This is a genomic window from Brevundimonas sp. FV1ye29L (assembly GCF_058681095.1).
In genome coordinates, this window is record NZ_CM178730.1 from 3,208,055 (window position 1) to 3,224,581 (window position 16,527).

At 66.9% G+C, this 16,527-nt stretch carries 10 protein-coding genes; 4 read left to right on the forward strand and 6 right to left on the reverse strand.

All coding sequences use genetic code 11. From position 1 onward, the window contains the following. Positions 1-25: 25 nt before the first annotated feature. A complete protein-coding gene (locus ACW17W_RS15675; protein ID WP_492077979.1) occupies positions 26-604 on the reverse strand; it encodes a hypothetical protein in 579 nt (192 codons plus the stop codon). A 161-nt stretch (positions 605-765) separates the two neighbouring features. On the opposite strand from ACW17W_RS15675, the gene ACW17W_RS15680 reads away from it, so the two are divergent. Beyond that, entirely contained in the window at positions 766-2,592 is a 1,827-nt protein-coding gene (locus tag ACW17W_RS15680; RefSeq protein ID WP_492077981.1) for a glycoside hydrolase family 9 protein, read from the forward strand. 163 nt (positions 2,593-2,755) lie between these two features. Here ACW17W_RS15680 and ACW17W_RS15685 read toward each other — a convergent pair whose 3' ends face one another. The 3 genes from ACW17W_RS15685 to ACW17W_RS15695 are packed head-to-tail and all read right to left on the reverse strand — an operon-like array spanning position 2,756 to position 7,240. Continuing rightward, positions 2,756-4,261: a tryptophan halogenase family protein gene (locus ACW17W_RS15685; RefSeq protein ID WP_492077983.1), complete on the reverse strand. Its 1,506-nt coding sequence runs from the start codon at positions 4,259-4,261 to the stop codon at positions 2,756-2,758. Position 4,262: 1 nt separating this feature from the next. After that, entirely contained in the window at positions 4,263-5,729 is a 1,467-nt protein-coding gene (locus ACW17W_RS15690) for a tryptophan halogenase family protein (RefSeq protein WP_492077984.1), read from the reverse strand. Then, positions 5,726-7,240, reverse strand: a complete 1,515-nt coding sequence (locus ACW17W_RS15695; protein ID WP_492077986.1) for a tryptophan halogenase family protein — start codon at positions 7,238-7,240, stop codon at positions 5,726-5,728. Before ACW17W_RS15695 ends, ACW17W_RS15690 begins: the two co-directional genes overlap by 4 nt. A 265-nt stretch (positions 7,241-7,505) precedes the next feature. Between ACW17W_RS15695 and ACW17W_RS15700 the strand changes: the two genes are divergently transcribed. The 3 genes from ACW17W_RS15700 (at position 7,506) to ACW17W_RS15710 (ending at position 13,388) form a co-directional block, all read left to right on the forward strand. After that, entirely contained in the window at positions 7,506-10,676 is a 3,171-nt protein-coding gene (locus tag ACW17W_RS15700) for a TonB-dependent receptor (protein WP_492077988.1), read from the forward strand. A 68-nt stretch (positions 10,677-10,744) separates the two neighbouring features. Next, a complete protein-coding gene (locus ACW17W_RS15705) occupies positions 10,745-11,779 on the forward strand; it encodes a cupin-like domain-containing protein (protein ID WP_492077990.1) in 1,035 nt (344 codons plus the stop codon). Positions 11,780-11,867: 88 nt separating this feature from the next. Then, entirely contained in the window at positions 11,868-13,388 is a 1,521-nt protein-coding gene (locus ACW17W_RS15710; RefSeq protein ID WP_492077992.1) for a tryptophan halogenase family protein, read from the forward strand. 181 nt (positions 13,389-13,569) lie between these two features. On the opposite strand, the gene ACW17W_RS15715 is transcribed toward ACW17W_RS15710, so the two are convergent. Then, positions 13,570-15,012, reverse strand: coding sequence for an aldehyde dehydrogenase family protein (locus ACW17W_RS15715; RefSeq protein ID WP_492077994.1), 1,443 nt, complete (start codon positions 15,010-15,012; stop codon positions 13,570-13,572). A gap of 72 nt (positions 15,013-15,084) precedes the next feature. Continuing rightward, entirely contained in the window at positions 15,085-16,518 is a 1,434-nt protein-coding gene (locus tag ACW17W_RS15720) for a sugar porter family MFS transporter (RefSeq protein WP_492077255.1), read from the reverse strand. Positions 16,519-16,527: the final 9 nt, after the last annotated feature.

Consider the following 16,527-nt stretch of genomic DNA (forward strand, 5'->3'; position numbering starts at 1 on the left):
CGGCGTCCGGCCGGACCAGGCCGCCTCAGTTCACGGGCAGCTTCCTGGAGTCGTAGTTCTGGCCGAAATCCAGAAGGAGCGCGGGCCCCAGTTCGACGGTGTGGTCGGCGGTCGCCAGATGAGCGGCCAGATTGGCGGCGCCGCCGGGAAAGTCCTCTGCGGCCACCCCGGACGCATAGACCATCTTCCATTCGGGCCCGATCTCGCCCGCGCCCTCGGCGATCGCGTCGTACGGCGGCGTCGCCCGCTGGACGCGAACCGGCAGGCGGCTGGCGGTCTGGCCGGCCGGCGGGGTCGCGAGACGCGCCCAGACCGCCAGCAGTATGGTGTCGCCGCGTTTGATCTCTCCCCGGATAGGCATCTGCGCCGATACCGACCAGGGCTGGTCCGACCGGCGGGCCTCAACCGTGATCGCACGTTCGCCCAGGACGCCCGGGGCGCGATGCGGACGGGGCGGGGTCTGCACGCCGCTCACCTGCCACGACTGCACCGGCGGGCTGTTGATGATATATTGGGTGATGTCGTCGTCCTGGCCCGTCGCGGGGGCGGCCGCCAACGCCGTAGCAAGAACCAGACCCGAGAGCGCGCCTCTACCGTACCGCATGCAAACCTCCCCCGAACCGGGTCGTTCGCCGACCCGTGCATTGACTTGATCGTCGCCTTAACTCAGACAATTCTGATCGCAAATGCAAGGTGTCTCCCATGCGGAATGAAAGCCGGTCCTCGAGGAGCGTTCGCCTGGCGGTCGCCGCCGCGGCAGCGGTCATGGCCCAGACCCTGGCGAGCCCGGGCGCGGCGAGCCCCGACACCGCAGTCCCCGCCGCCGAGCCCCTGGCCATCCGTCTGAACCAGGTCGGCTTCGAGCGCACAGGTCCCAAGGCGGCGACGCTGGAAGACCCCGCCACCCGCCCCCTCGACTGGACGATCACCGACGAGGCCGGGGCCGTGGTGCTGCGCGGACAGAGCCGGGTGACAGGCCTCGACCGCACGTCCGGCGACCATGTCCACACGGTGCGGTTCGACGAGGTGCGCACGACGGGCGATTTCACCCTGACGATCGGCGACCATCGTCGGCGTCTGCGAGTGTCTGACCGGCCGTTCGGCGCGGTCAGGCGGGACGCGATGGTGTTCTTCTACGAGAACCGGAGCGGGGCAGCGATCGAGGCCCGGCACGTGGCCCGGCCCGATCTCGCCCGTCCCGCCGGCCATGCGCCGGATCGCGCCACCTGTTTTTCGGGCGAGGACATGCGCGGCAATGTCTGGCCCGGTTGCGACTATACGCTCGACGTCTCGGGCGGCTGGTATGATGCGGGCGACCACGGAAAATATGTCGTCAACGGCGGCATCTCGACCTGGACCCTGTTGAATGCGTTCGAAAGGGCCGGGCATGCCGGGCTGGGCGACCCCTATCCGGACGGCGCCGCCTCTATCCCGGAAGCCGGAAACGGGGTTTCGGATCTGCTGGACGAGGCCCGATGGGAGGTCGAGTTCCTTTTGCGGATGCAGGTCCCGGACGGAAAGCGTCTGCGTGTGCCCGTGGGCCGGTTCACCCGCGAACAGCCCCTGACCTTCACCGAGATCGATGCGGGCGGGATGGTCCATCACAAGGTGCACGACGTACGCTGGACGGGCCTGCCGATGGCTCCGGCCGATGACCCCGAGACCCGGTTTCTCTATGCCCCGAACACCGCCGCCACCCTGAACATGGTCGCGGTCGCCGCCCAGGCCGCGCGGATATGGAAGACGGTCGATCCGGCGTTCGCCGCCCGCGCCCTGGACGCCGCCCGTCGCGGCATGGCCGCCGCCCGGCGACATCCGGACGTCTATGCGGTGGGGTCGTTCCACGGCGGTGGCGACTATGGCGACGGCGACCTGACCGACGAACTCTACTGGGCTATGGCCGAGCTGTATCTCACCACCGGCGAAGAGCCCCTGCTTGAGGCCCTGCGGGCGTCGCCCCTCTATCTGGCGGGACCGGTCGGGGCGATCGCGACGGGCGACATCGGCTGGAACAGCGTCGGCGCGCTGGGGACGATCAGCCTGGCCCTCGCGCCCGGCCCCCTGCCCGCAGCGGAGCGCCAGCGCGCGCGGCAGGCGGTGGTCGCGGCCGGCCGGTCCTATCTCGCCGACGGCGCCGGCCAGGGCTACGGACATCCCTTCGCCGGCCCGGACTACAGCTGGGGCTCCAACGGGGCCCTGATGAACCGCGCGATGGTGCTGGGCCTGGCCCATGACTTCACCGGGGAGACCGCCTTCCGGGACGGCGCCGTCGCCGCCCTTGACTATGTGCTGGGCCGCAATCCGCTGGATCAGTCCTATGTCACCGGCCATGGCGACCGGCCGATGCGAAATCCGCATCACCGCTTCTGGGCGGCGTCAGCCGATCCCGCCTACCCGGCGCCGCCAGCGGGCGTGCTGTCGGGAGGGCCGAACAATACCAATATGAGCGATCCGGTGGCCGAGACCATGAAGGGCCGCTGTATGCCCCAGACCTGCTGGCGCGACGACATCGGCGCCTACACCCAGAACGAGGTGGCCATCAACTGGAACGCCCCGTTCGTCTGGGTGGCCGCCTATCTGTCCCCGAAATGATCCGGCGCGGCTGACCGGCCGGTCAGCCTGTGCAGGGCCGGCGTCGCCATCGGAACGGTCAGAATCGTCGACCTGACGGACGGGCCGTGAAGACCCCGGTCGATCATCCGCCTGACGAAGGCTGGGCCGCAGTGCGCGCTTCCAGCCCCGCCCCCCGGCAGCCTCACGCCGCGCAGTTCCCGCTGATAAATTCGGCGTGTGAAGGCATGTAGTCGGCGGAATTTCTGATCGCCTCCGCCGTCTGTGACAGCCGGCGCCGTGTCTCTTCCACGGAAAGAACGTCGGCGACGGGATCGTGACTGGAAGGGGCGATGTTCTGGCCGATCATGACCGCGAACCAGCTCGTGTCGTTGAACAGTTCCTCGTTCTCGCGGAAAATCCGTCCCCGACTGCGGAAGATCTCGTATTTTTCCATGAGGCTGTCGGGCGGTGACAGGGTCCGCACATAGTCCCAGAAGGCCGAGTCTGTCCTCTGGGTGGCGTTGTAATGCAGGATGATGAAGTCCCGGATCCGCTCGGCCTCATGGGCGACGACGCGATTGTATCGATCGGTCTCGGCCTGTTCGAAATTTCGTGTCGGGAACATCGCCAGCAGGTTTGCGATGCCGCTCTGGATCATATGGATGCTGGTGGATTCCAGCGGTTCGATGAAACCCGAGGCCAGGCCCAGGGCCACGACATTCCTGTTCCATGCCTTCCTGCGGCGCCCCGTCGTGAAGCGGAGGGTGCGCGGCTCGGCCAGGGCCCGGCCGTCCAGCTGGCCGAGAAGATCCGCCTTTGCCTCCTCTTCCTCGATGAAGCGGCTTGAGAAGACGTAGCCATTGCCGGTCCTGTGCTGCAGCGGAATGCGCCACTGCCAACCCGCGCTGCGCGCCGTCGACCGCGTATAGGGGACGGGGTCCTCGACGCGTTCGCAGGGCACGGCGACGGCCCGGTCGCAGGGCAGCCAGTGCGACCAGTCGTCATAACCCGTCTTCAACGCCCCTTCGATCAACAGACCGCGGAAGCCGGAACAGTCGATGAAGAGGTCCGCCTCGACCTTGCGGCCGTCCTCCAGCGAGACGCTTTCGACAAAGCCGTCCTCGCCCCTCAGGGCGACGTCGACGATCCGTCCCTCCAGCCTGACCACGCCCCGGGCTTCGCTGTGTTCGCGCAGATAGCGGGCATAGAGTCCCGCATCGAAGTGGAAGGCGTAGGCGATTCTGGAGAGCGGCGAGCGGCCCGCATCGATGGGACGCATGAATTTCCCGTGCTCGGCCGCCATGGCCTGGAGCGAATAGTGAGAGATCGGGGCGGGATCGCCCAGCTGGTTGAGACGCAGCCAGAAGGCGTGGAACGACACCCCTTCCATATCCACGCCGAAAGGCCCGAACGGATGGAAGTACCGATCGCCGATGCGGCCCCAGTCGCGGAACTGGATGCCGAGCTTGAACGTCCCCTGGGTCCGCCGGATGAAGTCGTCTTCATCGAGCCCCAGCATGGTGTTGAAGGTGCGCAACTGGGGGATCGTCGCCTCGCCGACGCCGACCGTGCCGATATCGTCGGACTCGATCAGCGTGATCCGGGCATAGTCCGGGCCCAGAATTTTCGCCAGGGCGGCGGCGGTCATCCAGCCGGCCGTGCCGCCGCCGACGATGGCGATCCTGCGGATACGGGTGTCGAGGGTCATGTCAGCTTGCTCTCGCCGGCGGAAATTCTGGCCGGAGCCGCGCCAGCATCTCTGTATGGGTCGGCATGGCCTCCGTCGCCTGGCGGATCACCGACTGCATCCGGTCCAGACGGGCGGCGAGTTCCCGGGTCGGCGTCAGTTCCGCGATCGGGTGACGGCGCTGCGGAATGATGTTCTGGCCCAGGAAGACGGCGATCCAGCTGGGATCCTCGAAAGTCTCCTCGTCATACAGGCTGACATGCCCGCGCGCGGTGAACATCCGGATCTTGTGCGCCAGTTCGTCTGGAGGCGCGGCGCTGCGGACCGCGTCCCAGAGCGGCTCGCCTTTGCGGGAATTCGCCCGGTAGTGCAGGATCATGAAGTCGCGCAGCCGGTCCGCCTCGTCGGCCATCAGGCGGTTGTATTCGGAGGCGGCGGCCCCCATCGACGCGTCGGACGGAAACAGGCCGAGCAGCTTGCTCACGCCGCTCTGCACCAGGTGCAGGCCCGACGCCTCCAGCGGCTCGAGGGTCGTGGCCGCAAGGCCGATGGCGAGGCAGTTGCCGATCCATGTCTTGGACCGGCGTCCATTGGAAAATCTGAGCGCCGGTCGGGCGTCTCCCGTTTCGAAGGCGCTGGCCGACACCCGCATCGTCGCCGAGCCGGCCCCGAGAGGCGCCCGCCAGGTCCAGCCGCTGCGCAGGGCCGTAGCCTCGGTGAGCGGCGCCGTCGTCTTTCCGGCCGCGGTGTCGCCGCTGATCCGGTCTGCCGGAAGCCAACGGGAGTAGTCGACCCAGTGCGCGCCAAGACGCGAGATCAACTCCCCCCTCTGGCCGGTTGCATCGATAAAGAGATCCGCCACGAAACGACGTCCGTCATCACAGATGATCGCATCAATTCCGTCGCCCGGCCCGGTCCGCCCGACGTCTGCGAAACGCCCCGTGAGCCGCTCCACACCCGCAGCAAGGGCCACGCCCCGGACGAGCTCGACATAGTCTTCCACGGCGAGATGCAGCCCATAGTCCATGGTGGAGGCGACCGACCGGGGGTCCGCCGATGGCCGGCTGAACCGGCCCGCTCGCGCCGCGACGGCCGCGACAGAGAAGTTCTCCAGGGGCGGCGCCAGCCCTGCGGCCTTCAGCGTCAGCCAGTGATGATGGAAGGCCACCCCGTCCAGCGCGCCGCCGAACTCGCTGAAGGGATGGACATAGGCGTGATCACGCCGCGTCCACGACCGGAACGTCGTGCCCAGCCGGAAGGTGGCCCCCGCCTTCGCAACCAGGGTTTCGTCGGACACGCCCAGGGATGTGTTGAAGCCGTTCAGGGACGGCAGGGTCGCCTCGAACGGACCGAGGACCCCGCTGTCCTCCACCGGGGCATCCTCCTCGAGGATCTGCACCCCGAGCCGGGGGCCGAATGCCCTGGCGAGAGCCGCCGCCGCCATCCAGCCTGCGGAACCGCCGCCCACGATCAGGACCTTGCGCTTCATGCCGTCGTCCGCGCGTCGCAGCATGCATGGATGAAGGCCTCGTGGGTGGGCATGGCCGCCGCCTGGCGCTCCACGGCCGTGCGCAGGGTCTCCAGCGCGCCCGCAAGGGCCGACTCGGGCGTCCTGTCGCTCAGAGGGTCGTAGGTCCGGGGTTCGATGCGTTGACCGAAATAGACCGCGAGCCAGCTCGGCTCCAGGAACAGGCCGTCCCGATATCGCGCCACCACGCCGCGCTCCCTGAAGAGCGCCATTTTCTCGGCCAGACTGTCGGGGACGGCCATGGTGCGGCAGTGATCCCAGAAGGGGGTGTCGTTGCGCTCGGTCGCCTTGTAGTGGAGCACAAGGAAATCCCGGATGCGGTCGTACTCCAGGTCCATGATCCGGTTGAACTCGTCGGCGTCAGCCGGATCCATCTCCCGATCCGGAAACAGGTCGACCAGGTTGGTTATGGCGGCCTGGATCAGATGAATGCTCGTGGATTCCAGCGGCTCCAGGAATCCGCTGGACAGGCCGATGGCCACGCAGTTGCGCATCCACTGACGCTTTCGGCGACCGGTCGTGAACCGGAGCAGCCGCGGCTCGGCCCGCGCCGGTCCCTCCAGACGGCCCATGACGCGCGCCGTCGCCGCCTCGTCCGCGAGGAAGGCGCTGGAGTAGACATATCCGTTGCCCACCCGATGCTGCAGGGGAATCCGCCAGGACCATCCCGCCTCAAGGGCGGTCGCCCGGGTGTAGGGCGTCGAGGCCTCTACGGTGTCGCAAGGGACCGCCACCGCCCGGTCGCAGGGCAGCCACCGCGTCCAGTCTTCGTAGCCCGCGCCGAGCGCACCCTCGATCAACAGTCCGCGGAAGCCCGAACAGTCGATGAACAGATCGCCTTCGATACGCTCGCCGTCGTTCATGACGACGCTGCGCAGGTGGCCGTTCCCGGGATCGAGTTCCACATCCGCCACCCGGCCCTCACGACGCACCACCCCCCGCGCCTCGGCATGCTCCCGCAGACAGGCCGCATAGAGGCCGGCATCGAACTGGAAGGCGTAGGAGAAGGTCGACAGGAGCGAGCGGGGATCCGTGTCCGGACGCAGGAACCGGCCCTGGCGGGCGGCCGCCACCGGCAGGGAATAGTCATGGATATCGGCCGCTGCGCCTGCGCGTCGCAGCCGCAGCCAGTGATGATGGAAGCCGACCCGATCGATCGACCGTCCATAGGCCCCGAACGGATGGATGTAGGAGTCGCCCAGACGCGCCCAGTCCCGGAATTCGATGCCCAGCTTGAAGGTCGCCTGGGTCCGGACCATGAACGCCTCTTCGTCCAGGCCCAATCTCTGGTTGAAACTCCGGATGTGGGGAATCGTCGCCTCGCCGACGCCGACGGTGCCGATCTCTTCGGACTCGATGAGCCGGATATTCAGGTTCGAACGGGCAAGCAGGGTCGAGAGCGCCGCTGCTGTCATCCAGCCCGCAGCGCCGCCCCCCACGATGACCACATTCTGGATGCGTGTCGCAACCATGCCCGTTAGCGCTCCCAATCCTCACCGGATTGATCACGGATGAGAGACGGACTGCAAGCCCAATATGGATTGGTGCGATGCAGCAAAAACAGCAGCTTAAGGCGGGACGCCGCTGATTACTCAGACACTTGAACCCCGGCGGCGCATGCGGTATGTGTTGGACAATGGTAGCGTTACCAAGGCGCTACTGAATAACATCCGGGGGAGAAACATGCTTCAAGACATCGTCACAGTTGCGCCAAGGCGCTTTGGCCGGGCGCGCCTCATGCGCCATGGGGTCTCAATTCTGGCTGTCGCCGCAGTCGTCTATGGCGCGCCGGTTCTGGCCCAGACGACCCAGACCGCGCCGGCCGAGGAAGACCCCGACGCCACAACCGTCGAGGAGGTTGTCGTCACGGGCATCCGCGGAAGCCTGCAGAGCGCCCAGACGATCAAGCGCAATGCCGAGGTCTTCGTCGATTCGATCAGCGCCCAGGACATCGGCGCCCTGCCCGACCGATCCGTCACAGAGGCCCTCCAGCGCGTCCCGGGCGTGTCGATCGACCGCTTCGCCGCCGGCGTGGATCCCGACCACTTCTCCGTAGAGGGCAGCGGCGTGGTCGTGCGCGGCCTGACGTTCGTCCGCTCTGAATTCAATGGTCGTGACGCCTTCACCGCGAACAACGGGCGTGCGCTTGGCTTCTCGGACGTGCCCTCCGAACTGCTGGCCGGCGTCGACGTGTTCAAGAACCAGTCCGCAGACCTCATCGAGGGCGGCATCGCCGGCACGGTGAACCTGCGGACCCGCGTCCCGTTCGACCAGTCGGGCGACCTGCTGTCTGCATCGGCTGAACTCAGCTACGGCGACCTCGCGGAAGAGTACACGCCCACCTATTCCGTGCTGGGAAGCAAGCGTTGGGATACCGAGATGGGCGAATTCGGCCTGCTCGCCAACTTCGTGGACTCGCAGCTGAAGTCCCGGGGGGACGGCCAGCAGATCTCCAACTTCTCGCTACGGTCCGACGTGGCCTCCCGGCCGATCTATTTCCCTCGCGGCGCGTCCTTCCGCACCCAGGACTTCGACCGTCAACGCACCGGCTATGCCGCCGCAGCCCAATGGCGAAGCCCTGACCGGACCATGATCGCCACGGCGCAGTTCCTGCGTTCCGAGGCGACCCAGGCCTGGACCGAGCATGCGGTCGAGATCGCGACAGACAACGTCACGTCCAACGGCGACTCCCGCCCGGTTCTCGGCACGACGTTCGACTTCGGAGACGACGGCGTCTTTACCAATGGAACGATCACCGGGCCCACCGGCTGGCGCGATGACCAGCTGGATGGTCGCGACAACCGCAATCCGGCCTTCGGCCTGCAGAGCAACAATCAGCGCCGGGACGTCTACTCCGAGAACATCACAACGGACTATGGCTTCAACTTCAAGTGGACGCCCAGCGACAGGCTGAAGTTCAACCTGGACATCCAGCGCGTGGAATCCACGGTCCAGAACCTGGACGCTACCCTGTGGGCCTCGACCTACCAGAACGCCTCGATCGAGCTGCGCGGCGATGATGTGCCGATCGTCACCTTCCTGCCGCCTTCGGAAAACGGCGTTGTGGCCCAGTGCCCCTCGACAGCGCCCACCCCGGATTCGGATTGCCCCCGGTATTTTACGGGCGCCAACAACAACTTCAGCGACCCGTTCAACAGCTTTGTCCGAAACAACATGGACCATGCCGAGGACAGCGAGGGCGAACTGACGGCCGTCAAGCTGGACGGCGAGTACACCTTCGACGAGGACAGCTGGCTGGAATCGGTCCGGTTCGGCTACCGTCGCGCCGAACGGGAACAGACCACCCGCTTCTCGGCCTACAACTGGGGCGTGATCAGCGAGCAATGGGGCGGCGGCGGCCCTGTCTGGCTGAGCGATTCGGCTGATGGGGTTCCCGAGACCAACGGCTTGCCCGGTACGGTCGGTACTGTTGTCGGCTCGAGGTTCGAGACCTTCGGCTTCAACAACTTCTTCCGCGGCCAGATCCCTGTGCCGACCGGCGATCAACCCCGGCTCTTCTATAACCAGAACATCGTCCAGAACTACGATGCATATGCCGCATTCGGGCTGTTGGTGGGCGATGAATGGCGCGCTCGTTTCGGCGCTGACGGATGTCCGCAAAACTGGGTGCCTCTGGCCATGCGCTGCGACGTCGTGCCCGGAACGCTCTACCGGCTGAACGAGATCAACCCGGTCAATGAGCAGAACGACGCCTTCTACGCCATGATGCGCTACGCCGGGGAGCTTTCAAACGGCCTGCGGCTCAGCGGCAACTTCGGACTGCGGTACACGAAGACCGATCGCCAGGCCGGCGGGTACCTTGCCTTCCCCAGGGGGACATTCAGCACCGAGGCGCAATGCGCCGACGTCCCGCCGGGTGAAACCGCCACGCCGTTCTGCCGGCTGGTTTCCCCCGCAAACCGCCAGGCGGCGCGCGACTTCGCCAACGGCGCCATTATCGCTGACACCGCCGAGACCTCGTTCGACTATCTGTTGCCCAGCTTCAACCTGAAGGCGGAGATGGATGGCGGCAAGATCTTCCGCTTCGGCTACTCAAAGGCGATCACACCGCCTGACATCGGCCTGACGCGCAACTTCTTCAACGTGAACCTGTCCGCCAACGAACTGGACATCGTTGATGGCCGGCCCACGGGGCGGTTTGCGGTTGGCAATCCTTATCTCAAGCCAATCCAGGCCGACAGTTTCGACGCGGCCTTCGAGTGGTACTATGGCAATCCGGGGTCGTTCACCCTGTCGCTCTTCTACAAGCGTCTGAGCGACGTGATCACCAATGGCACGGTGCGACAGGCCTTCACCAACAATGGCGCCACCTTTGACGCCGTGGTCACCACCCCCGTGAACTCGGAGGAGACCGCCACGATCAAGGGCTTCGAGGTTGCCTGGCAGACCACGCTCGACTCGGTCTTGCCCGAGCGTTTCGCGGGCTTCGGCTTCAACGCCAACTACACCTACATCGACTCGGAAGGCGTTCCGCAAAGCACCCTGTCAAACACCGATCCCGACGTGGCCGCCGGACGTGTCGCCAACATCGACACCAGCCTGCTGCCGCTGCAGAACCTGTCGAAACACACGGCAAACCTCGCGGGCTTCTACGAGCGGGGGCCGATCGCCATCCGTCTCGCCTACGCCTGGCGCTCGGAGTTCCTGATCACGCCCCGCGACGTCATCGTGCCGTTCGCGCCCATCATGAACGAATCCACGGGACAGCTCGACGGCTCGGCCTTCTATTCGGTCAGCGACAACATCAAGATCGGCATCCAGGCGGTCAATCTGACCGACGAAGTCACCCGCACGTCCCAGGTGCTCAACAATGACCTGCTCAGGACCGGCCGGTCCTGGTTCATCAACGACCGGCGCTTCACCTTCATCGTGCGCGCTACCTTCTGATCACTTCCTGAAGCGACCTCAGGCCCCGACGGTTCTGCCGTCGGGGCTTTTTCTTTAGTCTGGCCCGTATGAATCTCACATCGCGTCCCCGCCTTGCCGGGCCTGAGAACATTCCCCGGCGGGGGCGGATCAGTCGCGAGGTTCTGGAACGCGAGATTGTTCCGGCCTACCGACCGGTCGTGTTCAGGGCCCAGGTCGCCGACTGGCCCATGGTCCTCGCCGCCGGCCGGGGTGACGACGACCTCGCGGCCTGGCTGAAGGCCCGCTCAAACGACCAGCTTCTGGAGACCTTCAGCGGACCCCCCCTCATCGGCGGCCGCTTCTTCTACAACGACACGATGACCGGCCTGAATTTCGACCGGGGCCAGGCCTCTCTGGGCAACATCCTGGATCGTCTGCTGGCGTATCGTCATGATCCGCGTCCGCCGTCTCTCTACGCCGGCGCGGCCGTCGCCAATGGCTGCGTCCCCGAGTTCTCCGCGACCCACAGCCTGGACATTCTGGACGCCCGTGCACTGGCCCGCCTTTGGGTCGGCAACGCCGTCACGGTGTCGACCCACTACGACCTCTCGGACAATATCGCCTGCGTTGCCGCCGGCCGCCGGCGCTTCACCCTCTTTCCGCCCGATCAGGCCCGAAACCTGTATGTCGGGCCGCTGGACTTCACCCCGGCCGGCCAGCCCGTGAGCCTGGTATCCCTTAAGGATCCCGATCTGGAACGCTATCCGCGCTTTGCAGAGGCGCTGTCCCATGCGGTCACCGCCGACCTCGAGCCCGGAGATGCGATCTACATCCCCCCGCTCTGGTGGCATCAGGTGGAGGCCCTGTCGCCGGTCAACGTGCTGGTGAACTACTGGTGGAACGCCGCCGGCGCCCCTCCCTCGGCGTTCGAGGCCCTCGTCCACGCGATCATGACCGTTCGCCCTCTGGCTCCAGCCCACCGGGAGGCCTGGCGCGCCCTGTTCGAACACTATGTGTTCCAGGACGATGTCGACCCGGCCGGCCATCTTCCGCCGTCCAGCCGGGGCGTACTGGGCCGCATGACGCCGGCCCTGGCGCGGCGCATCCGCGACTTCCTGATGGCCGGCCTCGGACGAGGCTGACCCTGCCGCCCGCCCCCGGCGCCGGCCGCCTCGCCCCGGCGGCGCGACGGGCGCCCTGTCGGACTTTTATGGAGCTATAGTCTTCACGATGCAGATCTCCGACCCGCCCCCTGGACCCCTTCGCCACATTCTTGTGGTCGGCGGAGGCACGGCCGGCTGGATGGCGGCGGCGGCCCTGTCCCGCCTCGGCGCCAATGGCGTGACCCGGGTTTCGGTCGTCGAATCCGAAGAGATCGGGACGGTCGGGGTCGGGGAGGCGACGATTCCGCCGATCTTCAGCTTCAACAGCCTGCTCGGCATCGACGAGCCGGACTTCATGCGCGCCACCCGGGCCACGTTCAAGCTCGGCATCGAGTTCGTGAATTGGGGCCGGATCGGCGACCGGTACATGCATCCGTTCGGTCCGTTCGGCGTAGACATGGACGGCGTCCAGTTTCACCAGCACTGGCTGCGCCTGCGCGCGGCCGGCGATCCGACGCCCCTCGGCGCCTACAGCCTCAGCATCGCCGCCGCCGGGGCTGACCGTTTCATCAAGCCGGATCGGAACGCGCCCCCCGCCCTGCAGACGCTGAAATACGCCTATCATTTCGACGCCGGTCTCTATGCGGCCTATCTGAGGCGTCTCGCCGAGGCCCGGGGGGTCGTCCGGCACGAGGGGCGGATCGTCGACACCGTGCTGCGCCCCGGCGATGGATTCGTCCAGAGCGTGGTCCTGGCTGACGGGCGTCGGCTGGAGGCGGACCTGTTCATCGACTGCTCGGGCTTCCAGGGCCTGATCATCGAGAAGGCGCTCAAGTCCGGCTATGAGGACTGGTCGCACTGGCTGCCCTGCGACAGGGCCCTGGCGGTTCCGACCGCCCGGCTTGAGGCGCTCTCCCCCTTTACCCGCGCCACCGCCGGTTCGGCCGGCTGGCGCTGGCGCATTCCGCTGCAACATCGCACGGGCAACGGCCACGTCTTCTGCAGCGGCCATATCGCCGACGAACAGGCCCGCTCGGAACTGCTGGCCGGGCTCGACAGTCCCCCTCTGGACGAGCCCCGGATGCTGCGCTTCGTGACCGGGCGACGGAAGTCGCAGTGGGTCAAGAACTGCGTGTCGCTCGGCCTGGCGTCCGGCTTCCTCGAACCCCTGGAGTCGACGAGCATCCACCTGATCCAGAGCGGAATCTCGAAACTGATGACGATGATGCCGGACAGGGGATTCGACCCGATCCTGATCGCCGAATACAACCGTCTGTCGCAACAGCAGTTCGAACAGGTGCGCGACTTCATCATCCTGCACTACAAGGCTACGGCGCGAGACGACACGGGCTTCTGGCGTCAGGTCCGGGACATGCCCGTACCGGACACCCTGGCCCGCAAGATCGACCTGTTCCGGGCGACGGGCAGGCTGTTCCGGTACGAGGACGAGCTTTTCAGCGAAGCCAGCTGGATCGCCGTATTGCTTGGCCAGGGGGTCGTGCCGAAAACCTACGAACCCCTCGCCGACACCATCGATCCGGCGCTGGCTCAGCGCAGGCTCGCCGCCGTGGCGCGGGTGATCCAGGACCTGGCCGCCGGGATGCCACGGCATGAGGACTTCCTCTCCGGCTATTCAGGGGCCGCCTAGGCGGGACGCTTGGTACGGCGTCCTGCGACAGCGCAGCGCCGCCGGCATCGATCTAGCCGGCGAAGCCCACGCGGACCGGGCGCGCAGGGCGCTGGTCCGCGTGGCCGGGCATGCGTCGGGGGGACCCGCATCCTGAGGTCGCCGCCGTGGAAGCCCGCAGTACCGGTCCGGCTTCGGCCCGTCAGCTCCAGCTGTAGGCGGTCTTCTGCTGGGTGAAGAATTCCGCCGCCGCGAAGCCCTGTTCCCGCGCGCCATAGCTGGACTTCTTCGACCCGCCAAACGGCACGTGATAGTCGACGCCTGCGGTGGCCAGGTTGACCATCACCATGCCGGCCCGGGCGCGGCGCTGGAAGTCGCGGGCGTATTTCAGGCTGGTGGTGGCGATGCCCGCCGACAGGCCGAACTCGACCCCGTTGGCGATCGCCAGGGCCTCCTCATAGTCCTTGACCCGGATGGTCGAGGCGACCGGACCGAACACCTCCTCGGTGTTGATCCGCATGGCGGCCGTCGTGTCGGCGATCAGGGTCGGCTGCACATACCAGCCGGGCTGGTCGAGGTTCAGCCGGTTGCCGCCGGTGGCGATCCGGCCGCCGGCGGCGCGGGCGATATCGATATAGCTGTAGGAGGTCTCCATCTGGCTCTCGGACACGGCCGGACCCATCTGGGTGGAGGGATCGAGAGCGTCGCCGACCTTCAGCCCGGCGACCTTCTCGGCCAGGGCTGCGACGAACCGGTCATGGATGCCGTCCTGCACGATCAGGCGGCTGGAAGCCGTGCAGCGCTGTCCGGTGGCGAAGAAGGAGCCGTCCAGGGCGATGGCCACGGCGCGGTCCAGGTCGGCGTCGTCCAGCACGATCAGCGGATTCTTGCCGCCCATCTCCAGCTGGACCCGGGCCTGACGCTCCATGGCCCCCTTGCCGACGCTGGCCCCCACGGTCTGGGAGCCGGTGAAGCTGATGCCGTCGATGTCCGGATGGGCCACGATGGCGCGGCCCACGTCGCCGTCGCCGATGACCATGTTAACCACGCCCCTGGGCAGGCCGGCCTCATGCAGGATGGCGATCAGGGCCTCGGCCGTGGCCGGGGTCGGGCCGGCGGGCTTGATCACCACCGTATTGCCGAAGGCGATGGCCGGGGCCATTTTCCACGCCGGGATGGCGATGGGGAAGTTCCACGGCGTGATCAGGCCGAACACCCCGACCGCCTGGCGATAGGTCTGGATCTCGACGCCCGGACGGGTCGACATCAGGTTCTGGCCGTGGATGCGCAGGGCCTCGCCGGCGAAATATTTCAGAATTCGCGCGGCGCGGGCCGTCTCGCCGATGCCTTCCGCGAGGGTCTTGCCCTCCTCGCGCGACAACAGCCGGCCGACCTGCTCCTTGCGGTCCATCAGGATGTTGGAGGCGCGGTCGAGGATATCGGAGCGCACCTCGGGCGAGGCTTCCGACCAGGCCGGGAAGGCCGCCCGGGCGGCCGCGACTGCGGCGTCGACCTCGGCCGCGCCGCCCTTCGGCGTCAGGGCCACGACCTCACGGGTGTTGGAGGGGTTGCGGCTCTCACCCGGTCGGTCGGCATCGACCTTCTCGCCATTGATCCAATGGCACAGATTCAGAATGTCGGTCATCAAGTTCGCCTTGTGAAGGAACCGGGGCGGCGGAGGAGCGCCGCCCCTTCATTTGTCGGACAGTAGATAGGGTCAGCCCTGCATGTCTTCCAGTTCACGGCCGCGGGTTTCCTTGACCCATGCCTGGACGAGGAAGAAGGAGATAAGGGCGCTGGCGGCATAGAAGCCGTAGGTGACCGGCAGGCCGAGGCCCACGGCCATGGACGGGAAGCTGACGGAGATGGCGAAGTTGGCGATCCACTGGGCGAAGCCGGCGACGGCGAGGGCCGAACCCCGGATCTGGTTGGGGAACATCTCGCCCAGCATGACCCACATGACGGGGCCCCAGCTGAAGTTGAAGAAGACCACATAGGCATTGGCGGCGATCAGGGCGATCAGGCCGACATTGCCGGGCAGATGCGGCGCGCCGTCCACCAGGGTCGATTGCGAGAAACACCAGGCCATGGTCGCCAGGGTCACCGCCATGCCCGCCGAGCCGATCAGCAGCAGCGGCTTGCGGCCGATCCGGTCGATGACCGAGATGGCGGCCAGACAGGCCGCGATCGACAGCACGCCGGACAGGATGTTGATCTGCAGGGCGTCGTTCTCGGAGAAGCCGACCGACTGCCACAGCACCGCGCCGTAGTAGAAGACGATGTTGATGCCGACCAGTTGCTGGAACACCGCCAGGATCAGGCCGGCCCAGACGATCGGGCGCACCTTGCGGGTGGTCTGGTCCAGCAGGTCCGACAGCCTGGGCTTGTGCTCCGCATTCAGCGAGGCGCGGATCTCCTCGACCTTGCGTCGCGCGGCGCCCGCGCCGAACAATTTGGTCAGCACGGCCTCGGCCTGGGCGTCGCGGCCCTTGACCACCAGATAGCGCGGGCTCTCCGGGATCAGCAGCAGGGCGAACAGATAGATGGCGGCCGGGATGACCTGCAGCCAGAACATCCAGCGCCAGGCGGGGAAGCCCATCCAGAAGTCGGCGGTCGATCCGCCCGCCGTCGCCGCCAGGGCGTAGTTGGCGACGAAGGCGCCGGTCAGGCCGGTGATGATCATGATCTGCTGGATGCTGGACAGCCGCCCCCGGATCGAGGCCGGGGTGACCTCCGAGATATAGGCCGGGGCCAGGACGCTGGCGGCGCCGACGCCCAGTCCGCCGATGAAGCGGGCGAGGATGAAGTGGGCCGAGGTATCGGCGGCGCCGGCCCAGATGGCGCTGACGATGAACATCGCGGCCGCGACCAGCATGACGCCCTTGCGCCCGATCATGTCCGACAGCCGCCCGGCCCCGAAGGCCCCGAAGGCGCAGCCCAGCAGGATGGCGCCGACATTGAAGCCCGTGCCGAGGGCCGACAGGTTGAAGGCGCTTTCCAGCCCGTCCTGGGTGCCGTTGATGACCCCGGAATCATAGCCGAACATGAAGCCGCCGATCGTCGCCACAGCCACGATCAGGACGATGAACCCCATGTTGACGCGATCGGCGCCTGCGATATCGGGGCCTGAGCCCCCCGTCGGTCCTGCCATCTCGATCTC